Origin of the sequence: Salmonella sp. SAL04162 (assembly GCF_046551535.1) — a bacterium.
In the GTDB taxonomy this organism is placed as follows: domain Bacteria; phylum Pseudomonadota; class Gammaproteobacteria; order Enterobacterales; family Enterobacteriaceae; genus Salmonella; species Salmonella enterica.
Genome location: NZ_JBGDVX010000009.1, coordinates 88,120 through 113,491 on the forward strand (window position 1 = coordinate 88,120; position 25,372 = coordinate 113,491).

Genomic DNA, 25,372 nt, shown 5'->3' on the forward strand with positions numbered 1-25,372 from the left:
ATGTCGCAGGCTGCGCTGAACACGCGAAACAGTGATGAAGAGACGCCTTCTTCACGCCGTAACAATGGAACGCGTCTTGCAGGAATACTGTTCCTGCTGACGGTACTGTGCACCGTGTTTGTTAGCGGGTGGGTCGTGTTAGGGTGGATGGAAGATGCGCAGCGTTTACCGTTATCAAAGCTGGTATTAACCGGCGAGCGTCACTACACGCGTAACGATGATATCCGTCAGGCGATACTGGCTCTGGGCGCGCCGGGAACCTTCATGACGCAGGATGTGAACATTATCCAGAGCCAGATTGAGCGTTTGCCGTGGATTAAACAGGCCAGCGTCAGAAAACAGTGGCCTGATGAATTGAAGATTCATCTGGTTGAATATGTGCCGATTGCGCGTTGGAATGATCAACATATGGTCGATGCTGAAGGGAACACCTTCAGCGTGCCGTCAGACCGCATCGGCAAACAGGTTTTACCCATGTTGTATGGCCCGGAAGGCAGCGCGAGTGAAGTGTTGCAGGGATACCGCGAGATGGGGCAGGTGCTGGCTAAGGATAAATTCACTCTAAAGGAAGCGGCGATGACCGCACGTCGCTCCTGGCAATTGACGCTTAATAACGGCATTAAGCTCAATCTCGGCAGGGGCGATACGATGAAAAGGTTGGCTCGCTTTGTAGAACTCTATCCGGTTTTACAGCAGCAGGCGCAAACCGATGGCAAACGGATTAGCTACGTTGATTTGCGTTATGACTCAGGTGCGGCAGTCGGCTGGGCGCCGCTCCCCCCTGAGGAATCTAATCAGCAACAGAATCAGGCACAGGCAGAACAACAATGATCAAGGCGACGGACAGAAAACTGGTAGTAGGACTGGAGATTGGCACCGCGAAGGTTGCCGCTTTAGTAGGGGAAGTTCTGCCCGACGGTATGGTCAATATCATTGGCGTGGGCAGTTGCCCATCGCGGGGTATGGATAAAGGCGGGGTGAATGACCTTGAGTCAGTGGTGAAATGCGTTCAGCGCGCCATTGACCAGGCGGAATTGATGGCTGATTGCCAGATCTCCTCGGTATATCTGGCGCTTTCCGGCAAACATATTAGCTGTCAGAATGAAATTGGTATGGTGCCCATTTCCGAAGAGGAAGTGACGCAGGAAGATGTGGAAAACGTCGTGCATACTGCGAAGTCAGTGCGCGTGCGCGATGAACATCGCGTGCTGCATGTGATTCCTCAGGAGTACGCCATTGACTACCAGGAAGGCATTAAAAATCCGGTCGGTCTTTCCGGCGTGCGTATGCAGGCGAAAGTACATTTGATTACCTGCCACAACGATATGGCAAAAAACATTGTCAAAGCTGTTGAACGTTGTGGTCTGAAAGTTGACCAACTGATATTTGCCGGACTGGCGGCCAGTTATTCCGTGTTAACGGAAGATGAACGTGAACTGGGCGTCTGTGTCGTGGATATCGGCGGTGGTACAATGGATATCGCCGTTTATACTGGCGGCGCGCTGCGTCATACCAAAGTGATCCCTTACGCGGGGAACGTGGTGACCAGCGATATCGCTTATGCCTTTGGTACACCGCCGAGCGATGCTGAAGCCATTAAAGTCCGCCACGGTTGCGCGCTGGGTTCCATCGTCGGTAAAGACGAGAGCGTTGAAGTACCGAGCGTAGGCGGGCGTCCGCCGCGCAGCCTGCAACGTCAGACGCTGGCGGAAGTGATTGAGCCGCGTTACACCGAGCTGCTCAATCTGGTCAACGAAGAGATATTGCAATTACAGGAACAGCTTCGCCAACAAGGGGTAAAACATCACCTGGCGGCGGGGATTGTGTTAACCGGCGGCGCGGCGCAAATCGAAGGGCTTGCTGCTTGCGCTCAGCGCGTGTTTCATACGCAGGTGCGTATCGGCGCGCCGCTGAATATTACCGGTCTGACGGATTATGCCCAGGAGCCGTATTACTCAACGGCGGTGGGATTGCTTCACTACGGGAAAGAGTCCCACTTAAACGGTGAAGCAGAAGTGGAAAAACGTGTTACGGCATCAGTTGGCTCGTGGATCAAGCGACTTAATAGCTGGCTGCGAAAAGAGTTTTAATTTTTTATGAGGCCGCCAGATATTACGGCCTCAGGCGACAGGCACATGACGGAGAGAGATTATGTTTGAACCTATGGAACTAACCAACGACGCGGTGATTAAAGTCATCGGCGTCGGTGGTGGCGGCGGTAACGCTGTTGAACACATGGTGCGCGAGCGCATCGAAGGTGTTGAATTCTTCGCGGTGAATACCGACGCTCAGGCGTTGCGTAAAACGGCGGTTGGCCAGACCATTCAAATTGGTAGCGGCATTACCAAAGGTCTGGGCGCCGGCGCTAACCCGGAAGTCGGTCGTAACGCGGCGGACGAAGACCGTGAAGCGCTGCGTGCGGCGCTTGAAGGCGCAGACATGGTATTTATCGCGGCAGGCATGGGCGGCGGTACCGGAACCGGCGCGGCGCCAGTGGTTGCTGAAGTGGCAAAAGATTTAGGTATTCTGACCGTTGCCGTGGTGACTAAGCCTTTCAATTTTGAAGGCAAAAAGCGCATGGCATTTGCGGAGCAGGGTATCACCGAGCTGTCCAAGCATGTGGACTCGTTGATCACCATCCCGAACGACAAGCTGCTGAAAGTGCTGGGCCGTGGTATCTCCCTGCTCGACGCGTTCGGCGCGGCTAACGACGTGCTGAAAGGCGCGGTTCAGGGTATCGCAGAGCTGATCACCCGCCCAGGCCTGATGAACGTCGACTTTGCTGACGTGCGTACTGTGATGTCTGAAATGGGCTACGCAATGATGGGCTCCGGCGTGGCGAGCGGTGAAGACCGTGCGGAAGAAGCGGCTGAAATGGCTATTTCTTCTCCGCTGCTGGAAGATATCGACCTGTCCGGCGCGCGCGGCGTGTTGGTCAACATTACGGCGGGCTTCGACCTGCGTCTGGACGAGTTTGAAACCGTCGGTAACACTATTCGCGCGTTTGCGTCGGATAACGCCACCGTGGTTATCGGTACCTCTCTGGACCCGGATATGAATGATGAACTGCGCGTGACGGTAGTGGCGACCGGTATTGGTATGGACAAACGTCCGGAAATCACCCTGGTCACCAATAAACAGGTGCAGCAGCCGGTGTTGGATCGTTATCAGCAGCACGGTATGGCGCCGCTGACGCAGGAGCAAAAAACGGTCGCGAAAGTGGTTAACGACAATACACCACAGGCGGCGAAAGAGCCGGATTATCTGGATATCCCCGCATTCCTGCGTAAGCAAGCTGATTAAGAATTAGCTGGAATTTGGGATTCTGGGCTCTTTGTGCTAAACTGGCCCGCCGAATGTATAGTACACTTCGGTTGGATAGGTAATTTGGCGAGATTATACGATGATCAAACAAAGGACACTTAAACGTATCGTTCAGGCGACTGGCGTCGGTTTACACACCGGCAAAAAAGTCACCCTGACATTACGCCCTGCGCCGGCCAATACCGGGGTCATCTATCGTCGCACCGACTTGAATCCACCGGTAGATTTCCCGGCCGATGCCAAATCTGTGCGTGATACCATGCTCTGTACGTGTCTGGTGAATGAGCATGATGTACGGATTTCAACCGTTGAGCATCTGAACGCTGCTCTGGCGGGCTTAGGTATCGATAACATCGTTATTGAGGTTAATGCCCCGGAAATCCCGATCATGGATGGCAGTGCCGCTCCGTTTGTCTACCTGCTGCTTGATGCCGGTATTGATGAACTGAACTGCGCCAAAAAATTCGTACGCATCAAAGAGACTGTTCGGGTTGAAGATGGCGATAAATGGGCTGAATTCAGACCGTACAATGGTTTTACGTTGGATTTCACCATCGACTTTAACCATCCGGCGATCGATTCCAGCAGCCAGCGCTACGCGATGAACTTCTCTGCGGATGCGTTCATGCGCCAGATCAGCCGTGCGCGTACCTTCGGTTTTATGCGTGATATCGAATATCTGCAGTCCCGCGGCCTGTGCCTGGGCGGCAGCTTCGATTGTGCCATCGTTGTTGACGATTATCGCGTATTGAACGAAGACGGCCTGCGTTTTGAAGATGAATTCGTTCGTCACAAAATGCTTGACGCGATCGGTGACTTGTTCATGTGTGGTCACAATATTATTGGTGCGTTTACCGCGTATAAATCCGGTCACGCATTGAATAACAAATTGTTACAGGCAGTCCTGGCAAAACAGGAAGCCTGGGAATTTGTGACCTTCCAGGACGACGCAGAACTGCCGTTGGCTTTCAAAGCGCCTTCGACGGTACTGGCATAACGACATACGCTGTCGTATAAAATTCGACTGGTTAACCTGGCACTCTCTCCGGCCAGGTGGGCCAGTCGTTTTTTTTACTATTCTTTATCTGCGCTTTCCTTAATACAGCCATTTTGACAGGGTTAAATGGAAACACGGCGCGTTCGCTGTTTTCTTAGCCGATTTTCACCTTAGCTTCTCGTCATTACTGCTGTAGCGCGTACGCTTTAATGATAAGATTTGTGCGCAAATTGTTTTGATTCCGTAAGCCCATGAGGGGCATATCAGGTGGCAATGACGTGAGTGGAATACTGACGCGCTGGCGACAGTTAGGCAGACGATACTTCTGGCCGCATCTCTTATTAGGGATGGTCGCGGCGAGTTTTGGTTTGCCCGCGCTCAGTAACGCCGCCGAAACCAATACACCTGCAAGGACGACCGCCAGCACCGCGTCTAAAGTTAACTTTAGCCATCTTGCGCTGTTAGAAGCCTCTAACCGTCGTCCCAATTTCACCGTAGATTACTGGCATCAGCACGCTATTCGCACGGTGATTCGCCACCTTTCTTTTGCAATGGTGCCGCAAACGCTGCCCGTTGCCGACGCGCCGTCGCCATTACAGGCGCATCATATCGCCTTACTGAATACGCTCAGCGCGATGCTCACGCAGGAGGGCACGCCGCCGGCGATTGTTCGCCGCCTCTCCCTGGCGTATTTTGCGCCACAAACCGCATTTAGCATCCCGGCCTGGATAAGTCAGGCGCAGGGTATCCGCGCCGGTCCGCAACGTCTCAGCTAACGAAAAAAGACCCTTTTATTTTATTTGTAGCTCCGCGGCGCGGGGCATTTGAGACTTTATTATGCTAATCAAATTATTAACCAAAGTATTCGGTAGCCGTAACGATCGTACGCTGCGTCGTATGCGTAAGGCCGTCAGCCTTATTAATGCGATGGAACCGGAGATGGAAAAACTCTCCGATGACGAACTGAAAGCGAAAACCAACGAATTTCGCGCCCGTATTGAAAAAGGCGAAAGCGTAGAGAGCCTGATTCCGGAAGCGTTCGCGGTGGTGCGTGAAGCCAGTAAACGCGTCTTTGGGATGCGTCACTTCGACGTTCAGCTATTGGGTGGTATGGTGCTCAACGATCGCTGTATCGCCGAAATGCGTACTGGTGAAGGTAAAACGCTGACCGCAACGCTGCCAGCCTACCTGAACGCGCTGTCCGGTAAAGGCGTTCATGTGGTAACCGTGAACGACTATCTGGCGCAGCGTGACGCCGAAAACAACCGTCCGCTATTCGAATTCCTCGGCATGTCCGTTGGTATCAACCTGCCAGGTATGCCTGCGCCAGCCAAACGTGAAGCTTACGCTGCCGACATCACTTACGGCACTAACAACGAATACGGTTTTGACTACCTGCGCGACAACATGGCATTCAGCCCGGAAGAGCGCGTGCAGCGTAAACTGCATTATGCGCTGGTGGATGAGGTCGACTCCATCCTGATCGATGAAGCGCGTACGCCGCTGATTATTTCCGGCCCGGCGGAAGATAGCTCGGAAATGTACAAAAAAGTGAACAAAATCATTCCGCACCTGATTCGTCAGGAGAAAGAAGATTCTGACACTTTCCAGGGCGAAGGCCACTTCTCCGTTGATGAGAAAGCGCGCCAGGTTAACCTGACCGAACGCGGTCTGGTGCTGATCGAAGAGCTACTGGTGCAAGAAGGCATTATGGATGAAGGCGAGTCGCTCTACTCGCCTGGCAATATTATGCTGATGCATCACGTCACCGCCGCGCTGCGCGCGCACGCGCTGTTTACCCGTGACGTGGATTACATTGTGAAAGACGGCGAAGTCATCATTGTTGATGAACATACCGGTCGTACCATGCAGGGGCGTCGCTGGTCTGACGGTCTGCACCAGGCGGTAGAAGCGAAAGAAGGCGTTGAAATTCAGAATGAAAACCAGACGCTGGCGTCTATCACCTTCCAGAACTACTTCCGTCTGTATGAAAAGCTGGCCGGTATGACCGGTACGGCGGATACTGAAGCCTTCGAATTTAGCTCTATCTATAAGCTGGACACCGTCGTTGTTCCGACCAACCGTCCGATGATCCGTAAAGATTTGCCGGATCTGGTGTACATGACCGAAGCGGAAAAAATCCAGGCCATTATCGAAGATATTAAAGAGCGTACCGCGAACGGTCAGCCAGTGCTGGTCGGGACGATTTCTATCGAGAAATCTGAAGTGGTCTCCAGAGAGCTGACCAAAGCGGGCATCAAACATAACGTCCTGAACGCAAAATTCCACGCCAACGAAGCAGGCATCGTTGCGCAGGCTGGTTATCCAGCGGCGGTCACTATCGCTACCAACATGGCGGGGCGTGGTACCGATATTATGCTGGGCGGTAGCTGGCAGGCGGAAGTCGCCGCGCTGGAAGCGCCGACGGAAGAACAGATTGCGCAGATTAAAGCGGACTGGCAGGTACGCCATGACGCGGTTCTGGCTGCCGGCGGTCTGCATATCATTGGCACCGAGCGCCATGAATCCCGCCGTATCGACAACCAGCTGCGTGGCCGTTCCGGTCGCCAGGGCGATCCGGGTTCTTCCCGTTTCTACCTGTCGATGGAAGATGCGCTGATGCGTATTTTCGCCTCCGATCGTGTCTCCGGTATGATGCGTAAACTGGGGATGAAGCCGGGCGAAGCGATTGAGCACCCGTGGGTGACGAAAGCTATCGCTAACGCGCAGCGTAAAGTAGAAAGCCGTAACTTCGATATTCGTAAGCAACTGCTGGAATATGATGATGTGGCGAACGATCAGCGTCGTGCAATTTATACCCAGCGTAACGAACTGCTGGATGTGTCTGACGTGAGCGACACCATTAACAGCATTCGCGAAGATGTCTTTAAGGCGACTATCGACGCCTACATTCCGCCGCAGTCGCTGGAAGAGATGTGGGACATCCCGGGTTTGCAGGAACGCCTGAAAAACGACTTCGACCTGGAGCTGCCGATTGCCGAATGGCTGGATAAAGAGCCGGAGCTGCATGAGGAGACGCTGCGTGAGCGCATCCTGGCGCAGTCCATCGAGGTGTATCAGCGTAAAGAAGAGGTGGTTGGCGCTGAAATGATGCGTCATTTCGAAAAAGGCGTGATGCTGCAAACGCTCGATTCCCTGTGGAAAGAGCACCTGGCGGCGATGGATTACCTGCGTCAGGGTATTCATCTGCGCGGCTATGCACAAAAAGATCCGAAGCAGGAATACAAGCGCGAATCCTTCGCTATGTTCGCCGCGATGCTGGAATCGCTGAAATATGAAGTGATCAGCACCCTGAGCAAAGTCCAGGTACGTATGCCGGAAGAGGTCGAAGCGATGGAAATGCAGCGTCGCGAAGAGGCGGAGCGCCTGGCGCAGATGCAGCAGCTAAGCCATCAGGATGACGATGCCGCCGTGGCTGCCGATCTGGCCGCCCAAACCGGCGAACGTAAGATTGGACGTAACGATCCTTGCCCTTGTGGTTCCGGTAAGAAATACAAACAGTGTCACGGTCGCCTGAGCTAATGCGATAAACTTACCGGCCTGATAAGACATAATGTGTTGCCATCAGGTCGGTGCTGGCATTATTGCCGAAGGGCGCTACGCTTATTCGGCCTGGCATTGAACACAGATAAAAAGGCGCAGGCGACTGCGCCTTTTTTATGGATGCAACAAGATGAAAAAACTGCAAATCGCGGTTGGGATTATCCGCAACCCGAACGACGAAATTTTTATTACCCGACGCGCCGCGGATGCGCATATGGCGAACAAGCTGGAATTTCCCGGCGGAAAAATTGAAGCCGACGAAACACCAGAGCAGGCGTTGATCCGGGAGCTACAGGAAGAGGTGGGGATTACGCCAACACAGGTGACATTATTCGACACTCTGGAATATCAATTCCCGGACCGACACATTACGCTGTGGTTTTGGCTGGTTGAACGCTGGGAGGGCGAACCGTGGGGGAAAGAAGGACAGCCGGGACGGTGGATCGCGCAAAACGCGTTGAATACGGACGATTTTCCACCGGCCAATGAACCGATTATTCGTAAATTACGCCAATTTGCGCCTTAGTGGGGGATCGCAACACGATCCCCATCGATCTTATTAGCGATTTAATGTCGACATAATTTCCGGCCAGTAGCGGGGGCCGGCCGCGGCGTCGTGAGGAAAAACCGCCTCAATTGCCGTCAGCTCCTGCGGGCTTAGGGTCAGTGATAACGCGCCAGGGTTTTCTGGCGCAGTGGCGGCTACGTTTCTGTTATAGCCTAATCTCGCCGGTTTATTGGTATTATCCCGGCCGCGCGCATATGGCGCCAAAACTACGCGTATTTATTGATTATTTTTGTCATAAGGCGATATTGCCGTCTCAACAGAGCTATCACCGTTAGCGCTCTTCACTCCAGTCGTCGCTATCAGACTGGTCGCCGCTGCTGGCGATTCGTTTCTCTTCGGCGGCCCATTCGCCCAAATCAATTAACTGACAGCGTTTAGAACAAAATGGGCGGAAGGGGCTAATTTCTCCCCAGACGACCGGTTTACCGCAGGTCGGACAGTTTACGACGGTCACGTCAGACATTTTTACTCCTTAGCAACAGGCCAGTTCAAAATCAAGACGCTCCGGCACCAGACCATTTTCACTATCCAGCGGCATAAAGCGAATGGCAAAACGGCTCTTATGGCCGGAAATTTGCGGATAAAGTTGTGAATCGAGCGTCAGCATAAGACGCAGCAAATCGGCGTCGTCCCCGTTATCCTGATAAAAACCGTTCAGGCTGGTTTGCTTACGGAAAGGCGCTGAATTACGGATCAGATCAAGCACCAACGTCAGCGCCTGGGTGAGGGGATTCAGGCTGGCAAGCCAGCTTTCAATCTGGGCGTCGCGCTGCGCCTGTTGTAGGTGCAACCAGATATGCAGAGTGGGTAAATCGAAACTGCAACAGCCGCCAGGAATACTTAGGCGTTGACGCACAAGGGCAATCAAGCGATCTTCGCGTAGCTGCTGGCCAATCCTCGGGGCGGAGATCAGCACGCTGCCCGCGGATTTTAACTGCTGGCGCAGGGCTTCAATACGGTCTTGATCGACGCCGGGAACCTCAACCCAGGCCTGTAATTTACGCTGCTGGCGCTCCAGTTCTTTCAGCAGTTCGGTACGGACTTCGCCCCGTTCGAACACATCCAGTAGATCGCTGATGTTACGGAAAAAATGCAGTGCGCCAGCATGGTCTGCAATTGGCAGGTTGATGGAGAGCTGTTGGATCAAAAACTCTATGCGCAGCCACGTACGCATCTTCTCATTGAGAGGGTGTTCAAATAGGACCTGGGTGTGCATTACGGTTTTTCCTGTGAGACAAACTGCGACGCGAGCTTAAGATAACTGGCGTGCAGGCGGGCCACATCTGATGCGATAGCATCCGGTGCGCCGTTATTATCAATAACATCGTCCGCCACGGCAAGGCGCGCTTCACGCGTCGCCTGCGCAGCGAGAATGTGTTCAACATGCTCGCGCGTAACATCATCACGCTGCATTGTGCGCATAAGCTGCGTTTCGGGCGTAACGTCAACCACCAGTACGCGGTTGGCTTTTTGATACAGCCTGTTTTCAACCAGCAGAGGCACAACCCATAACACATAGGGCGACGTAGCCTGTTGAAACTGTCGTTGGGTTTCCTGCTGAATTAAGGGATGAAGCAGAGCGTTAAGCCAGGCTTTTTCTTCCGGATGCGAAAAAATACGCTCACGCAGCGCCCGGCGACGTAACGTGCCGTCGGCGGCGATAAGTTCAGAACCAAAATGTTCCGCTATTGCGTTCAGGGCGGGCTGCCCTGGCTCAACCATCTGGCGCGCGATAATATCCGCGTCGATGACGGTTATTCCGAGGTCAGCGAAGGCATCAGCGACGGTACTTTTACCGCTGCCAATACCGCCGGTTAAGGCTACGGTATACCTCATATCTCCAGCTTCCGGAATTTTAGTTTGATAATCAAAAGGTTAAATTTTAAACATACAAAGACGATGCGCTCTGAGCATTAACCTACTATTCGCCAGGTAAATTTATGGGATTGTAACGTAAAAAAAGAGAATTTCGCAGTCTTGTACGGCCATGATTAGTGCGTATGATAGCGTCACTGGAGTTGTGAGTTTCGATTTTTCGCCATTAACCCCAGGAATCCGCACATGCGTATTGAAGAAGATCTGAAGTTAGGTTTCAAAGACGTTCTTATCCGTCCTAAACGTTCTACCCTCAAAAGCCGTTCCGATGTCGAACTGGAACGTCAATTCACCTTTAAACACTCAGGTCAGACCTGGTCTGGCGTACCGATTATCGCGGCCAATATGGATACCGTCGGGACGTTTGAAATGGCGCAAGCATTGGCCGGGTTTGATATTCTGACTGCTGTACATAAACATTATACCGTTGAAGAGTGGGCAGCTTTTATCAACAAGGCTTCGGCTGATGTTCTCAAGCATGTGATGGTTTCTACCGGGACCTCTGATGCTGATTTCGAAAAAACCGTGCAGATTCTGGCGCTGAATCCTGCGCTGAACTTTGTCTGTATTGATGTGGCCAATGGCTATTCAGAACATTTTGTGCAGTTCGTCGCGAAAGCACGTGAAGCATGGCCGACAAAAACAATCTGCGCAGGCAATGTGGTAACTGGCGAGATGTGCGAAGAGCTTATCCTCTCCGGTGCCGATATCGTGAAAGTGGGAATTGGTCCCGGCTCCGTATGCACGACGCGTGTAAAAACCGGCGTTGGTTATCCGCAACTGTCGGCGGTTATCGAATGTGCTGACGCGGCGCATGGCCTGGGCGGCATGATCGTCAGCGATGGCGGCTGCACCATGCCAGGCGACGTAGCAAAAGCCTTTGGCGGCGGCGCGGATTTCGTTATGTTGGGCGGTATGCTGGCGGGTCACGAAGAGAGCGGCGGCAGCGTGGTAGAAGAGAACGGCGAGAAATTTATGCTGTTCTATGGCATGAGTTCGGAATCTGCGATGAACCGTCATGTCGGCGGCGTTGCGAAATACCGCGCGGCAGAAGGTAAAACGGTTAAATTGCCGCTGCGTGGGCCGGTGGGCAATACTGCCCGCGATATCCTGGGCGGTCTACGCTCAGCCTGCACTTATGTCGGCGCGTCTCGCCTGAAAGAGTTGACCAAACGCACCACCTTTATTCGGGTGCAGGAACAAGAAAACCGCATTTTCAATAGCCTCTAATATTCTGGCTGGCGTAAATGTGCGCCAGCCTTATCCCATCCCGCTCATCGCGTCTCCCAGATGAAAAATCGGCAAATACATCGCCACCACCAGCGTACCGATAATTAAGCCGGTGATGATCAATAACGCCGGTTCCAACAGCGACGCCAGATTATCGGCCAGCGCCAGCGTAGTTTCACTGTGGTGACGGGCAAGGTTATGCAGCATGATATCGAGTGAACCGGACGCTTCGCCCGTTCTGACCAGTTGCAGGCATAGCGGACTAAATTCCTGGGTATTTTTTAGCGCCAACCAGACCGGATTGCCCGCGGCGATCTCCTGATGTACCTGCGTTAAACGCTGTGACCAGTAAGGGCAGCCGAGGCTATCGATAGCGCTTTCCAGTCCCTGAAGAAAAGGAATGCCTGCGCTTTGGGTCAATGCCAGTACGGTGAATATTTGCGCTAGTTTCTGGCCTCTTATCAGGCGACCCATAACGGGAAGCCGTAGCAGAAGACGCTGCCGCTGCGCTTGCCAGGACGGCTTTTGTTTTACCCTGCGGTGAGCGATAGCAACGAGCATCGCCAGGAACAAGATGAGCCAACCCCATGTCGACCCCCATTGCGCTATCGCGATAATACCGCGCGTCAGAAGAGGGAGCGGGGTATTGAAGCTACGGTAAATGGCGGCAAATTCCGGCAGGACAAAGTGCAGCATGGCGAAAACGACCAGGGCGGCCATTGTCAGAATAATGACGGGATAGCGTAGCGCCTTTTTCACGCTAACCGTAATCTGCCGTTGCGCTTTTTGCTGACGGGCCAGTTCAAAGCAGCATTCGGCCAGTTTGCCGGTCAGTTCTCCGGTGCGGATCATCGTCTGGTAGAGCGGCGGAAATACCTGCGGCCAGGAGACTAATGCGCTGGAAAAAGGGACGCCCTGTTCAAGCTCGTGAGCCAGCGTGCGCAACAGCGCTTGCCATTGTCGGTGGGGATGCTGTTGCGCAAGGAGTTCCAGCCCTTCAGAAAGCGTCAGTCCGGCATGAATGAGCGTGGCCAACTGATGAATAATTTCAGCGCTTTGCTCTTCTTTCCACAGTGCGGCGTTAACGCCCATGCGCTTGATGCGAAGCGGCATAATGCGCTGATGTTGCAGGGTGATGATCAGCGCCAGACGATTGTCCACCCATACAACGTCTTGTTCCAGTTGACCTTTATCGTTAACGCCTTGCCAGCGCCAGAGCTGTTTAACGCTCATGGGGCATTCCCAGAACGCGCAGTATCTCTTCAAAGGACGTCATGCCTTGTTCAACGGCGCGACAGCCATTTTCAAAAAGCGTCCCTGTACCGGTCTGTTGGAGGTGGGCTTCCAGTGCTTGCGCCGATGCGCCGCTCGCAATTAACTGACGTAATGCCGGGGTAACGGTTAACACTTCGAATAACGCGGTTCGGCCATAAAAGCCGTGGTAGCAATGCTGACAGCCGTTTGCCTGCCAGCGCGGTAGCGCGCTGGGCCAAAGATTGGGCGATAGCACTACGGGATCGTTCAGGCGCTGTTTGCAGTGCGGGCAAAGCTTCCTTACCAGGCGTTGCGCTACCACCAGCGTAAGCGCCGATGAGATCATCCAGCGTGCTACGCCCATTTGTTGTAAACGTATCAGGGTTTCGCTGGTGGAGTTCGTATGGAGCGTGGAAAGTACCAGATGGCCCGTTTGTGCCGCCTTAATGGCGATTTCTGCGGTGTCGCCGTCACGAATTTCACCTACCATGATGATGTCAGGATCCTGGCGTAAAAGCGCGCGCAGCACATTTTGAAAGGTGAGCCCGGCGCGGGGATGGATCTGCGTTTGGTTAATCCCATCCAGTGGAATTTCTATCGGATCCTCAACGCTACAGAGGTTGATACCCGGCATATTCCGGGTTTGTAGCGCGCTGTATAGCGTGACCGTTTTTCCGCTACCGGTGGGGCCAGTCACCAGTACCAGCCCCTGAGGTTGCTGTAGGGCTTGTCTAAAAGCGGTAAGTTGTGCCCCGTACATGCCCAGCGTGTCCAGATCCAGCGTTTGTTCAACCTGATGCAACAACCGTAAGACGACTTTTTCGCCTTCTTTACAGGGAAGCGTGGCGATACGAAAAGAGATGCTGTCGCCCGCCAGGTCAACGGTAAATTGCCCGTCCTGCGGCAGCCGATGTTCAGCGATGTCCAAATTTCCCAGGACTTTCAATCTGGCCGTCAGCGCAAGCCCCGTCTCTTTGGCGATGTCCTGCAGAATATGAAGAACGCCGTCGATGCGGAGTCTTATCCGGTAGCGGCTGGCGCCTGGTTCGAGATGGATATCAGAGGCGCGTTTCGCCATCGCCGAGCGTAATGTCTGATTGAGAAGCTGGGCCGCGGTTTCTCCGCCTTTCGCGGCGTTTGCCGAGGGAGCCTGATCCGGCTTATGCCGATGATTTTCCATTTGCTGGCGAGTCCAGCACACAATATCAATCTGTTTTTGCGTGGCGAAATGCAGAGCGTCCAGTAACGCATGAGAGGGCGCGTCGACCACCGCAACAGTGATACTGTTGCTGGCGCTATTGATCAGTACAGCCTGATGACGTTGACACAATGTGTTGAGCTGAGCGTCTTTCATCTTGTCTCCTTAGTTGGCGTCAAAACGGAAGACATCTTCACAAGCCTGTTGTAACGCGCTGTCGCTTTGAATATTGCAGTTACGCGTCCAGCCGGTAATGCCGTTAGCATTGTCCCAGGCGGGCGTCATGATGACGTTAAGCCCGCTCAGACTCACCTGGCCGGTAAGCGTGATGACGCCTTTTTCCACGCTCATGCCCGAAACATAACGGGTGATGACGGGCGAGGGGATACCGTTGACGCCCGCATCGCATGTGCTCGTCCCACCATGTTCCAGAGCGCAGAGTTCGACGGCGGTACGGTAGGGGACAAACGTTTGCAACATATCCGTCAGCGCCGCTTTACGCAGATAGTTCTGGTAAGCCGGAATGCCGATGGCGCTTAAAATGGCGATGATGCCAATAACGACCATCAGTTCGATAAGCGTGAAACCGCGTTGTTTTTCCATTGTTCGCTCCTTGAGTTAGCTGGCGCTACTGTGGCAAACGCGGGAAGAGCGGGCGAGCGGCAAAAGGTAAAACGGGAAGGCGGATTCTGAAGATTTTCGCTGCGTTACATGACACGGCAACGTTATTGCGAGGCGCTACGAATATTTTACCGAATAATGACGCGGATCTACGGACAGGTGATTTATAGACCCGACGGCGCAGCGCCATCGGGTGGAGAGGATCAGCAAAAACGCATGGAGAGATCGAGCGCGCGCACGTGCTTGGTCAGCGCGCCAACGGAGATGAAATCCACCCCGGTTTCAGCAAATTCGCGTAAGGTTTCCGCGGTGACGTTGCCGGATACTTCCAGCCGCGCCTGGCCGTTGACGCGTTTCACCGCCTCGCGCATCTGGTCGGTGTTAAAATTATCCAGCATGATAATATCCGCGCCTGCTTTCAGCGCATCGTCCAGTTCATTCAGATTTTCGACCTCGACTTCTACCGGCACGTCCGGATGTAGCCAGAACGCTTTTTCCACCGCCTGACGAACAGAACCGGAGGCGATGATATGGTTTTCTTTAATCAGGAACGCGTCAGTGAGGCCCAGACGATGATTGGCGCCGCCGCCACATAAAACCGCATATTTGAGCGCAGTGCGCAGACCCGGCAGCGTTTTACGCGTGTCGAGCAACTGGGTTTGGGTGCCAGCCAGCAGTCCAACGTAGCGGCGTACTTCACTGGCGACGCCGGAAAGGGTCTGGACAAAGTTTAGCGCCGTGCGCTCGCCGGTCAGCAATACGCGAGCGGGGCCGTTCAGTTCAAACACTGTTTGGTTGGCATAAATGGCGTCGCCGTCATCGACATGCCAGGTGAGGCACACATCATCGCCCGCCAGTTGGATGAAGACCTCTTCAACCCAGCGCTTGCCGCAGAAAACGCCGTCTTCACGAGTGATCACCGTGGCATGGGCTTGCGTATCTGCCGGCAAAAGTTGCGCGGTGATATCGTTGCCAGCATCGACTTCTCCACCTAAATCTTCACGCAGCGCCTGAGCAACGGCGGCAGGGATATCGAGATTAATGCGTTCCAGTAGCGCGTCACGTCGGTCGTCTGGGTTATAACGGCGAGGCGGCATGATAAAACTCCAAATTGCTAACGAATCATAAGGTAGAAACATGCTACTCTGAAGCAGCTATAAGCACCACTCAAAAGGAGACTCTGCATGTTGCCAGATAAGGGTTGGTTGGTAGAGGCGCGACGCGTCCCTTCTCCGCATTATGATTGCCGTCCGGATGACGAAAAACCGTCCTTGCTGGTGGTGCATAATATTAGCCTGCCCCCCGGCGAGTTTGGCGGTCCGTGGATCGATGCATTATTCACCGGAACGATAGATCCAGACGCCCATCCTTTTTTTGCAGAAATCGCTCATCTTCGTGTTTCGGCCCATTGTCTGATTCGTCGCGACGGTGAAATCGTCCAGTATGTGCCTTTTGATAAGCGTGCGTGGCATGCGGGCGTATCAAACTATCAGGGGCGGGAACGTTGTAATGATTTCTCCATTGGTATTGAGCTGGAGGGGACGGATACGCTGGCTTATACCGATGCGCAGTATCAGCAGCTAGCCGCCGTGACGCGCACGCTTATCGCTTGCTATCCGGCGATCGCCGACAATATGACCGGACACTGCAACATTGCGCCTGACCGTAAAACGGACCCTGGCCCTGCCTTTGACTGGCCGCGCTTTCGCGCTTTGGTAGCCCTTTCGTCGCACAAGGAGATGACATGACGCTGTTTACGACATTACTGGTGCTGATTGTCGAGCGCCTGTTTAAGCTGGGCGAGCACTGGCAGCTCGATCATCGGCTGGAGGCGCTATTCCGTCGGATTACGCATTTTTCGATGTTGCGCACGATGGGAATGACGGCGATCGCGATGGTGGTGACTTTTCTACTGCTCCAGGCGTTAAAAGGGCTGCTATTTAACGTGCCGACGCTGGTGGTGTGGATTCTCCTGGGCGTGCTGTGTATCGGCGCGGGCAAAGTGCGAGTACATTATCACGCCTGGCTGAAAGCGGCGTCTCGTAACGATCCGCATCCTTGCGAGGCGATGGCCAGCGAGCTTACGCTGATTCACGGCGTGCCGCCGGATTGTAATGAGCGTGAATTTTTGCGTGAGCTGCAAAATGCGTTGTTATGGATAAATTTCCGTTTTTACCTCGCACCGCTATTTTGGTTTATCGTTGGCGGTCCGTGGGGGCCGGTAACGCTGGTGGGCTATGCGTTTTTACGGGCCTGGCAGACCTGGCTGGCGCGCTATCAGACGCCGCACCAACGTTTGCAATCCGGCATTGACGATATTCTTCATGTGCTGGACTGGATTCCGGTACGTCTGGCGGGCGTAGTGTATGCATTACTGGGGCATGGCGAGAAAGCGTTGCCGGCCTGGTTTGCCTCGCTGGCGGATCTGCATACTTCGCAATATCAGGTGCTCACACGTCTGGCGCAATTCTCACTGGCGCGCGAACCACATACTGACAAAGTAGAAACCCCCAAAGCGGCGGTGTCGATGGCGAAGAAGGCCTCGTTTGTGGTGGTGGTGATTATTGCGTTGCTCACCATTTATGGGGCATTAGTATAGCGTTGTGCCGATGGCGCTAACGCTTATGCTGCCTACAATGGAAAAATCTGTAGGCCCGGTAAGCGTTAGCGCCACCGGGCAGTGCAACGGCTTAGATCGTATCGGCTGGCGGTACGCCAAAATCAGGCATCCCGTTTTCGTCCCAGCGCACCCGTTTCAGACGCGTATGGCGGTTGGGATCGTACAACGGATCGCCTTCAATTTCGGTGTAATTTCTCGCGTGGTACACCAGTACATCTTCACCTTCCGGCGTTTGCGTAAAGCTGTTGTGTCCCGGCCCATACTGGCGATTCTCATAGCTGGTGGTAAAGACCGGGCGCGGTGATTTATGCCAGTTGGCCGGATCGCGCGGATCGTCGTTTACGTTAATCCACAGTAACCCCATACAGTAGTTTTCATCGGTGGCGCTGGCCGAATAGCTGATAAACAGCTTGTCGCCATGCACCACGACGGCCGGACCTTCGTTAACCCAAAAACCCCGACACTCCCAGTCGTACTCTGGCTTACTGAGTCTTACCGGCTCGCCTTTAAGAGTCCACGGGTTTTCCAGTTCAGCCAGATAAATATTTGAGTTACCGGCAATATCCGGCGCTTTTTGCGCCCACAGATACCACTGTTTTCCCTGATGATAAAAAGTGGTGGCATCGAGGGCGAAGGTATCAAACGGTGTTTTAATTTGACCTTTCTCCGTCCACTTGCCGGTGAGTGGGTCGGCATCGGCGCACTCCAGGGCAAACATGCGGTGCTGGAACATTCCCAGCTTATCAAGCGCTTGAGTATGGGTAGCGGCAAAATAGATGTACCACTTACCGTTGATGCGGTGCATTTCCGGTGCCCAGATGAGCTGGCTCATCGGGCCGCTTTCCGGTTTGCGCCAGACGACAACGGGGTCGGCGGCGCGCAACCCTTCCAGCGAATCAGCCCGGCGGATTTCCAGCCTGTCATATTCCGGTACGGAGGCAATAAAGTAGTAATCGCTGCCGTCGCGTAAAATAAACGGATCGGCACGTTGTTCAATAAACGGGTTTGGCCAGTTTGCCATCAGGCTTTCCTTACGCTTTCAGCGGCTTTGAGCTCCTGCAACTCACTCAATTCGCGGTAATTAGTGCGACGTTTTTCCAAATCGTCCTGGATTTTTTTCATCAGTTCACGGTCAACTTTCAGCAGACGTACCACGCCTGCGGTAATCAGATAGCCAACGCCAGGGATAACGGTAAACAACAGCATAATACCGTTCATCGCCGAAGCGCTTTGCGCTTTGGCGCTGGCGTCATAACCGTACCAGGAGAGCAAAAAGCCGACCATCGCCCCGGCAATCGCCAGGCCCAGTTTCAGGAAGAACAGATTACCGGAGAAGCTAATACCGGTAATGCGTTTGCCGGTTTTCCATTCGCCGTAATCATCGACGTCCGCCATCAGCGACCAGTGCAACGGGGAAGGGATCTGATGCAGAATATTGAGCAGGAAGTAGAGCGCCACTATCATCACGGTAGCTTTCGGATCAAAGAAATAGAACGCGCAGGAGAAAATCGCCAGCGCGATATTGGTCCAGAAAAATACCTTCAATTTACACCAGCGATCGGTTAAGACTTTTGCCAGCATACTGCCGATCATCATACCGACCACGCCAAGGCTAATAAAAAGCGTAGCGAAATGGGTGCTTTGTCCCATCACCCAGGTGACGTAATACATGGTCGCCGCCATACGGATAAACCCCGGGCAGACGTTACATAAGGTCAATAGCAGAATGCGTACCCATTGATCGTTTTTCCACACGTCTTTGAAATCATTCTTCATATCATCGTGCGTCGGAATGGCAGGGCGAACGCGTTCGCGGACGCTGGCAAAGCAGAACAGAAACATACCCATGCCGATAATCGCCAGCACGGTCATCGCCAACTGATAGCCTTTGGCTTTGTCGCCGCCGCCAAACCAGTCCACCATCGGCAATAGCGTTAACGATAACAACAGCGTCGCGATGCCGACTAACACGAAGCGATAAGCCTGACAGGCCACGCGCTCTTTTGGATCGTTGGTGATCACGCCGCCCAGTGAGCAATAGGGAATATTGATGGCGGTGTAGGTCACGGAAAGCAGAAAATAGGTGACGAAAGCATAGACAACTTTGCTGTTATAGCCCCAGTCCGGCGTCGTGAACATCAGCACGCTGAACAGCGCGTAGGGAAATGCAATCCACAGTAGCCAGGGGCGGAAACGACCATATTTACTTTGGGTACGATCGGCAAGCGCGCCCATCACCGGATCGGTAACGGCATCGATAACGCGTACTGAAAGGAGTAAAACACCGACTAACGCCGGGGCAAGACCAAAAATATCCGTATAAAAATAATTAACAAACAGCATGATAGCGCCAAAAATAATGTTACATCCGGCGTCACCCATGCCATACCCGATTTTCTCTCTTACCGAAAGTCTGCCCTTATCCATTGAGACTTCTCCCCATCAGATGATGGCGGTAATTATTCGCCTGCGAGCTTTTATTTGCGTAGCAGGATCACGCCGCTGATATGGATAAAATGGTTATACGTGGGAAACTGTGAGACAGATAACACCCTCCCCGGACGGGGAGGGCGGAAAAGTAACGCCACGATCAGTGGGCTTTCACCGTTTTTGCCGTTTTTTCTTTACACAGGTAGCCGACGCCCAGGATGAGCAGCCATACCGGAATCAGCCACACGGAGATCGCCATACCTGGCGTCATCAGCATAATGATCAATACCGCCGCCATAAACAGCAGACAGAGAACGTTGCCGAACGGATAAAACAGGGCCGGGAAGCGGGTTTTCACGCCCTGCTGCTGTTTTGCGCGACGGAACATCATATGGGCAAGGCTAATCATCGCCCAGTTAATGACCAGCGCGGAGACCACCAGCGCCATCAGCAGTCCGAATGCGGACTCTGGGGCCAGGTAGTTGAGCAGCACGCACAACGCCGTCACGACGGCGGAAACCAAAATGGAGCTCACCGGCACGCCGCGTTTGTCGACGTTCAGCAGCGCTTTCGGCGCATTTCCCTGCTGGGCCAGACCGAACAGCATACGGCTGTTGCAGTAAACGCAGCTGTTATAAACCGATAGCGCGGCGGTGAGAACCACGATATTCAGCGCATTGGCGACAAACGTATCGCCCAGCTCATGGAAGATAAGGACAAACGGGCTGGTATCGGCGGTGACGCGAGTCCATGGCAGCAGCGAAAGCAGGACCGCCAGCGAGCCGATATAAAAAATCAGGATGCGATAGATAACCTGATTGGTAGCTTTGGGGATGCTCTGTTCCGGGTTATCGGCTTCAGCGGCGGTGATCCCTACCAGCTCCAGTCCGCCGAACGAAAACATAATAATGGCCATCATCATCACCAGCCCGGTCCAGCCATGCGGCAGAAAGCCGCCCTGTTCCCACAGGTTGCGCACGGTGGCCTGCGGACCAGCGGTATCGCTGAAGAGTAACCACGCGCCGAACAGAATCATAGCGATGACGGCGATCACTTTAATAATGGCGAACCAAAACTCCATCTCACCGAACACTTTAACGTTGGTCAGGTTGATGGCGTTGATAATCACAAAGAAGGCTGCCGCAGAAGCCCAGGTGGGGATCTCCGGATACCAGAACTGGATATATTTACCCACTGCGGTCAGTTCCGCCATGGCAACTAATACGTACAGCACCCAGTAGTTCCAGCCGGAAGCGAATCCGGCAAAGCCGCCCCAGTATTTATAGGCGAAGTGGCTAAAAGAGCCGGCGACCGGTTCTTCAACCACCATCTCCCCCAGCTGGCGCATAATCAGAAAGGCAATAAAGCCTGCAACCGCATAGCCCAGGATAATTCCTGGCCCCGCCGACTGAATAACGGAGGCGCTTCCCAGGAACAAGCCTGTCCCTATCGCGCCGCCCAATGCGATAAGCTGAATATGGCGGTTTTTCAGGCCGCGCTTGAGCTGCTCGCCGTGCTGCTGACTGTCCATCATAAAACCTCGTGTATCGGGCGCGGTTTATTTATAACGCGCTTATTTTGAACGATGCAGTAGTGCGTGTGTAAGTTTGCAATTCCGCTTTTTGTATTGATTTATTTACAGATTCGTTTTTTTAAATGTCACTTCAACTCTTTCGTCTTGATCAGAATAATGGTATGTGTCCGCGAATGCACCTGCTTTGTGCAGGGGTGATGACGAGTTGCGTAAAAAGAAAGCACTTGTAAATACCTCCTTTTATTTTCCCTTACAAAGGTTGATTTGTTTTTATTCATTATTTATGCATAAAAACGCATTTAATCTGCTGTTGAATCGGTTCAGATGAGATTTTTTATCGTTTCAAATACGTTAAATCTACCTCCTGGTGGGTAAATTTAACATTTGTGCACAGTTACAGTTTTGAAACATGATTTCTGTAAAATTGTTAAAATGTGCCTCCTTTACTGATTTCAATCAAAACCTGTATGGACAGAAGGTGAATACTTTGTTACTTTAGCGTCACAGACATGAAATTGGTAAGACCAATTGACTCCGGGCAAATGGCTTAAGACAGGAAATCATGGCCTACAGCAAAATCCGCCAACCAAAACTCTCCGATGTGATCGAGCAGCAGCTGGAGTTTTTAATCCTTGAGGGAACATTGCGTCCCGGAGAAAAACTCCCACCGGAACGTGAACTGGCAAAACAGTTCGACGTCTCCCGTCCCTCCTTGCGCGAGGCGATTCAACGTCTCGAAGCGAAGGGATTGTTGCTTCGTCGCCAGGGCGGCGGAACCTTCGTGCAGAGCAGCCTGTGGCAGAGCTTTAGCGACCCGCTGGTGGAACTGCTCTCCGATCACCCTGAATCCCAGTTTGACCTGCTCGAAACGCGCCATGCGCTGGAAGGCATTGCGGCTTATTACGCGGCGCTGCGCAGCACCGACGAAGATAAAGACCGTATTCGCGAGCTGCACCATGCCATTGAGCTGGCGCAAGAGTCCGGCGATCTGGATGCCGAGTCCGAAGCCGTGCTCCAGTATCAAATCGCCGTCACCGAAGCGGCGCACAACGTGGTATTGCTTCATCTGCTAAGGTGTATGGAGCCGATGCTGGCGCAAAACGTGCGGCAGAACTTCGAATTGCTGTATGCGCGTCGGGAGATGCTGCCGCTGGTGAGTACGCATCGCACCCGTATATTTGAAGCCATTATGGCCGGAAAACCAGAAGAAGCGCGTGAAGCGTCACACCGCCATCTGGCGTTTATCGAAGAGATTATGCTGGACAGAAGCCGTGAGGAGAGCCGTCGTGAACGCGCCTTACGCCGTCTGGAGCAGCGCAAGAATTAGTTTTTTCTGGCAGAACGTTAACCAGAAGATGTTGTGAATAACGCGTAAAAATGTGCGCGGCAACTAAACGCAGAACCTGTCTTATTAAGCTTTCTCACGAAAGTTTAATGGGACAGGTTCCAGATAACTCAACGTATTAGATAGATAAGGAATACCCCCATGTCAGAACGTTTCCCAAATGACGTGGATCCGATCGAAACTCGCGACTGGCTACAGGCGATCGAATCGGTCATCCGTGAAGAAGGTGTTGAGCGCGCTCAGTATCTGATTGACCAACTGCTTTCTGAAGCTCGCAAAGGCGGCGTGAAAGTCGCGGCAGGCGCAGGGGCCAGTAATTACATCAACACTATTGCCGTTGAAGACGAACCGGAATACCCGGGCAATCTGGAGCTGGAACGTCGCATTCGTTCTGCTATCCGCTGGAACGCCATCATGACCGTGCTGCGTGCGTCTAAAAAAGACCTTGAGTTGGGCGGCCACATGGCGTCCTTCCAGTCTTCCGCCACGATCTATGATGTCTGTTTCAACCATTTCTTCCGTGCGCGCAACGAACAGGATGGCGGCGACCTGGTTTACTTCCAGGGCCACATCTCTCCGGGCATCTACGCTCGCGCGTTCCTGGAAGGTCGTCTGACCCAGGAACAGATGGATAACTTCCGTCAGGAAGTTCACGGCAATGGCCTCTCTTCCTATCCGCACCCGAAACTGATGCCGGAATTCTGGCAGTTCCCGACCGTCTCTATGGGGCTGGGCCCAATCGGTGCTATCTACCAGGCGAAATTCCTGAAATATCTGGAACACCGTGGCCTGAAAGATACCTCTAAACAGACCGTTTACGCCTTCCTCGGCGACGGCGAGATGGATGAGCCGGAATCCAAAGGCGCGATCACCATCGCCACCCGTGAAAAACTGGACAACCTGGTCTTTGTTATCAACTGTAACCTGCAGCGTCTTGACGGCCCGGTCACCGGTAACGGCAAGATTGTTAACGAACTGGAAGGCATCTTTGCAGGTGCTGGCTGGAACGTTATTAAAGTCATGTGGGGCGGTCGTTGGGATGAGCTGCTGCGTAAAGACACCAGCGGTAAACTGATCCAGCTGATGAACGAAACCGTTGACGGCGACTACCAGACCTTCAAATCCAAAGACGGCGCTTACGTGCGTGAGCACTTCTTCGGTAAATACCCGGAAACCGCAGCCCTGGTGGCCGACTGGACCGATGACCAGATTTGGGCGCTGAACCGTGGTGGTCACGATCCGAAGAAAGTTTACGCGGCACTGAAAAAAGCGCAGGAAACCAAAGGCAAAGCGACCGTAATCCTGGCCCATACCATTAAAGGTTACGGCATGGGTGACACCGCGGAAGGTAAAAACATCGCTCACCAGGTTAAGAAAATGAACATGGACGGCGTGCGTTACGTCCGCGATCGTTTCAACGTGCCGGTTGCCGATGCTGATCTCGAAAAACTGCCGTACATTACCTTCCCGGAAGGTTCTGAAGAACACAAATACCTGCATGAACGTCGTCAGGCGCTGCATGGCTACCTGCCAAGCCGTCAGCCGAACTTCACCGAGAAGTTAGAGCTGCCTCAACTTTCAGATTTCGGCGCGCTGCTGGAAGAGCAAAGCAAAGAGATTTCCACCACTATCGCTTTCGTGCGTGCTCTGAACGTGATGTTGAAGAACAAGTCGATCAAAGATCGTCTGGTTCCGATCATCGCCGACGAAGCGCGTACTTTCGGTATGGAAGGTCTGTTCCGTCAGATTGGTATCTACAGCCCGAACGGCCAGCAGTACACCCCGCAGGACCGTGAGCAGGTTGCCTACTACAAAGAAGACGAGAAAGGCCAGATTCTGCAGGAAGGGATCAACGAGCTGGGCGCAGGCGCATCCTGGCTGGCTGCGGCGACCTCTTACAGCACCAACGATCTGCCGATGATCCCGTTCTACATCTACTACTCCATGTTCGGGTTCCAGCGTATCGGCGACCTGTGCTGGCAGGCTGGCGACCAGCAGGCTCGCGGCTTCCTGATCGGCGGGACTTCCGGTCGTACTACGCTGAACGGCGAAGGTCTGCAGCACGAAGATGGTCACAGCCACATTCAGTCGCTGACTATCCCGAACTGTATCTCTTACGACCCGGCTTACGCTTACGAAGTGGCTGTCATCATGCATGATGGTCTGGAGCGTATGTACGGTGAGAAACAAGAGAACGTTTACTACTACATCACCACCCTGAACGAAAACTACCACATGCCGGCTATGCCAGCAGGTGCCGAGGAAGGTATCCGTAAAGGTATCTACAAACTCGAAACCCTCGAAGGTAGCAAAGGTAAAGTTCAGCTGCTGGGCTCCGGTTCTATCCTGCGTCACGTGCGTGAAGCGGCACAGATTCTGGCGAACGACTACGGCGTAGGTTCTGACGTGTACAGCGTGACCTCCTTCACCGAACTGGCGCGTGATGGTCAGGATTGTGAGCGCTGGAACATGCTACACCCGCTGGAAACCCCGCGCGTTCCGTACATCGCTCAGGTGATGAACGACGCTCCGGCAGTGGCATCTACTGACTATATGAAACTGTTCGCCGAGCAGGTTCGTACTTACGTACCGGCTGACGACTATCGCGTACTGGGTACGGATGGCTTCGGTCGTTCCGACAGCCGTGAGAACCTGCGTCACCACTTCGAAGTTGATGCTTCTTATGTGGTTGTTGCAGCGCTGGGCGAACTGGCTAAACGTGGCGAAATCGACAAGAAAGTGGTAGCGGATGCGATTACCAAATTCAACATCGATGCAGATAAAGTTAACCCGCGTCTGGCGTAAGAGGTAA

The 25,372-nt window shown here is 53.4% G+C and carries 22 protein-coding genes and 2 pseudogenes; 13 read left to right on the top strand and 11 right to left on the bottom strand.

Annotated elements, in window-relative coordinates:
- The 7 genes from ftsQ (at position 1) to mutT (ending at position 8,411) form a co-directional block, all read left to right on the top strand.
- A complete protein-coding gene (ftsQ, locus tag ACLJRH_RS17865; RefSeq protein WP_000075728.1) occupies positions 1–831 on the top strand; it encodes a cell division protein FtsQ in 831 nt (276 codons plus the stop codon).
- Positions 828–2,090, top strand: a complete 1,263-nt coding sequence (gene ftsA, locus ACLJRH_RS17870; protein ID WP_000588463.1) for a cell division protein FtsA — start codon at positions 828–830, stop codon at positions 2,088–2,090. The genes ftsQ and ftsA overlap by 4 nt, the downstream gene beginning before the upstream one ends.
- Before the next feature lie 61 nt (positions 2,091–2,151).
- Positions 2,152–3,303 carry a cell division protein FtsZ gene (ftsZ, locus tag ACLJRH_RS17875; protein WP_000462785.1) on the top strand — a complete coding sequence of 384 codons (1,152 nt, stop codon included), beginning with the start codon at positions 2,152–2,154 and terminating at the stop codon, positions 3,301–3,303.
- A gap of 100 nt (positions 3,304–3,403) precedes the next feature.
- The gene (lpxC, locus tag ACLJRH_RS17880; protein ID WP_000595487.1) at positions 3,404–4,321 is read left to right on the top strand and encodes a UDP-3-O-acyl-N-acetylglucosamine deacetylase; all 918 of its coding nucleotides are present in this window, start codon (positions 3,404–3,406) and stop codon (positions 4,319–4,321) included.
- A 278-nt stretch (positions 4,322–4,599) separates the two neighbouring features.
- Positions 4,600–5,097, top strand: a complete 498-nt coding sequence (gene secM / locus ACLJRH_RS17885; protein ID WP_023137252.1) for a secA translation cis-regulator SecM — start codon at positions 4,600–4,602, stop codon at positions 5,095–5,097.
- A 61-nt stretch (positions 5,098–5,158) separates the two neighbouring features.
- Positions 5,159–7,864, top strand: coding sequence for a preprotein translocase subunit SecA (gene secA, locus ACLJRH_RS17890; protein WP_000905754.1), 2,706 nt, complete (start codon positions 5,159–5,161; stop codon positions 7,862–7,864).
- Between the two features lie 151 nt (positions 7,865–8,015).
- Entirely contained in the window at positions 8,016–8,411 is a 396-nt protein-coding gene (gene mutT / locus ACLJRH_RS17895; protein ID WP_000736058.1) for an 8-oxo-dGTP diphosphatase MutT, read from the top strand.
- A gap of 33 nt (positions 8,412–8,444) precedes the next feature.
- On the opposite strand, the pseudogene ACLJRH_RS17900 reads toward mutT, so the two are convergent.
- A pseudogene (locus tag ACLJRH_RS17900) lies at positions 8,445–8,585 on the bottom strand (aldo/keto reductase); the annotation flags it as partial.
- Between the two features lie 35 nt (positions 8,586–8,620).
- Here ACLJRH_RS17900 and ACLJRH_RS17905 point away from each other — a divergent pair.
- Positions 8,621–8,728: pseudogene (locus ACLJRH_RS17905) on the top strand (LysR family transcriptional regulator); the annotation flags it as partial.
- On the opposite strand, the gene yacG reads toward ACLJRH_RS17905, so the two are convergent.
- The 3 genes from yacG to coaE are packed head-to-tail and all read right to left on the bottom strand — an operon-like array spanning position 8,725 to position 10,289.
- Complete coding sequence (gene yacG / locus ACLJRH_RS17910; protein ID WP_001286419.1) at positions 8,725–8,916, bottom strand: DNA gyrase inhibitor YacG; 192 nt, start codon at positions 8,914–8,916, stop codon at positions 8,725–8,727. The pseudogene ACLJRH_RS17905 and the gene yacG sit on opposite strands and share 4 nt — an antisense overlap.
- Positions 8,917–8,925: 9 nt before the next feature.
- Positions 8,926–9,669 (bottom strand): cell division protein ZapD, encoded by a 744-nt coding sequence (gene zapD / locus ACLJRH_RS17915; protein WP_000557441.1) that lies wholly within the window; start codon positions 9,667–9,669, stop codon positions 8,926–8,928.
- Entirely contained in the window at positions 9,669–10,289 is a 621-nt protein-coding gene (coaE, locus tag ACLJRH_RS17920; RefSeq protein WP_001270914.1) for a dephospho-CoA kinase, read from the bottom strand. Before coaE ends, zapD begins: the two co-directional genes overlap by 1 nt.
- A gap of 225 nt (positions 10,290–10,514) precedes the next feature.
- Here coaE and ACLJRH_RS17925 point away from each other — a divergent pair, with 225 nt between their 5' ends.
- Positions 10,515–11,558, top strand: coding sequence for a GMP reductase (locus ACLJRH_RS17925; RefSeq protein ID WP_001217361.1), 1,044 nt, complete (start codon positions 10,515–10,517; stop codon positions 11,556–11,558).
- 30 nt (positions 11,559–11,588) lie between these two features.
- Here the strand turns inward: ACLJRH_RS17925 and hofC are convergent, their stop codons facing one another.
- From hofC to nadC, 4 genes are all read right to left on the bottom strand, one after another.
- Positions 11,589–12,791, bottom strand: a complete 1,203-nt coding sequence (gene hofC, locus ACLJRH_RS17930) for a protein transport protein HofC (protein ID WP_023137250.1) — start codon at positions 12,789–12,791, stop codon at positions 11,589–11,591.
- Positions 12,781–14,166, bottom strand: a complete 1,386-nt coding sequence (gspE, locus tag ACLJRH_RS17935) for a type II secretion system protein GspE (protein WP_023137249.1) — start codon at positions 14,164–14,166, stop codon at positions 12,781–12,783. The genes hofC and gspE overlap by 11 nt, the downstream gene beginning before the upstream one ends.
- A gap of 9 nt (positions 14,167–14,175) precedes the next feature.
- Positions 14,176–14,613 carry a prepilin peptidase-dependent pilin gene (gene ppdD, locus ACLJRH_RS17940; RefSeq protein ID WP_023137248.1) on the bottom strand — a complete coding sequence of 146 codons (438 nt, stop codon included), beginning with the start codon at positions 14,611–14,613 and terminating at the stop codon, positions 14,176–14,178.
- Positions 14,614–14,834: 221 nt separating this feature from the next.
- The gene (nadC, locus tag ACLJRH_RS17945; protein WP_023137247.1) at positions 14,835–15,728 is read right to left on the bottom strand and encodes a carboxylating nicotinate-nucleotide diphosphorylase; all 894 of its coding nucleotides are present in this window, start codon (positions 15,726–15,728) and stop codon (positions 14,835–14,837) included.
- Between the two features lie 87 nt (positions 15,729–15,815).
- Here nadC and ampD point away from each other — a divergent pair, with 87 nt between their 5' ends.
- Entirely contained in the window at positions 15,816–16,379 is a 564-nt protein-coding gene (gene ampD / locus ACLJRH_RS17950) for a 1,6-anhydro-N-acetylmuramyl-L-alanine amidase AmpD (RefSeq protein ID WP_000936326.1), read from the top strand.
- On the top strand, positions 16,376–17,230 hold the full coding sequence (gene ampE / locus ACLJRH_RS17955) for a beta-lactamase regulator AmpE (protein ID WP_000172042.1): 855 nt from the start codon (positions 16,376–16,378) through the stop codon (positions 17,228–17,230). Before ampD ends, ampE begins: the two co-directional genes overlap by 4 nt.
- 91 nt (positions 17,231–17,321) lie before the next feature.
- Here ampE and ACLJRH_RS17960 read toward each other — a convergent pair whose 3' ends face one another.
- The 3 genes from ACLJRH_RS17960 to aroP form a co-directional block, all read right to left on the bottom strand.
- Entirely contained in the window at positions 17,322–18,272 is a 951-nt protein-coding gene (locus tag ACLJRH_RS17960) for a family 43 glycosylhydrolase (protein WP_000024771.1), read from the bottom strand.
- Entirely contained in the window at positions 18,272–19,678 is a 1,407-nt protein-coding gene (locus ACLJRH_RS17965; protein ID WP_023137246.1) for a glycoside-pentoside-hexuronide (GPH):cation symporter, read from the bottom strand. The genes ACLJRH_RS17960 and ACLJRH_RS17965 overlap by 1 nt, the downstream gene beginning before the upstream one ends.
- A 163-nt stretch (positions 19,679–19,841) precedes the next feature.
- Positions 19,842–21,215, bottom strand: a complete 1,374-nt coding sequence (aroP, locus tag ACLJRH_RS17970) for an aromatic amino acid transporter AroP (RefSeq protein ID WP_001539002.1) — start codon at positions 21,213–21,215, stop codon at positions 19,842–19,844.
- 562 nt (positions 21,216–21,777) lie between these two features.
- Here aroP and pdhR point away from each other — a divergent pair.
- Together pdhR and aceE are read left to right on the top strand one after the other, a co-directional pair.
- A complete protein-coding gene (gene pdhR, locus ACLJRH_RS17975; RefSeq protein ID WP_000331771.1) occupies positions 21,778–22,542 on the top strand; it encodes a pyruvate dehydrogenase complex transcriptional repressor PdhR in 765 nt (254 codons plus the stop codon).
- A gap of 159 nt (positions 22,543–22,701) precedes the next feature.
- A complete protein-coding gene (gene aceE / locus ACLJRH_RS17980; RefSeq protein WP_001527458.1) occupies positions 22,702–25,365 on the top strand; it encodes a pyruvate dehydrogenase (acetyl-transferring), homodimeric type in 2,664 nt (887 codons plus the stop codon).
- Positions 25,366–25,372 lie beyond the last annotated feature (7 nt).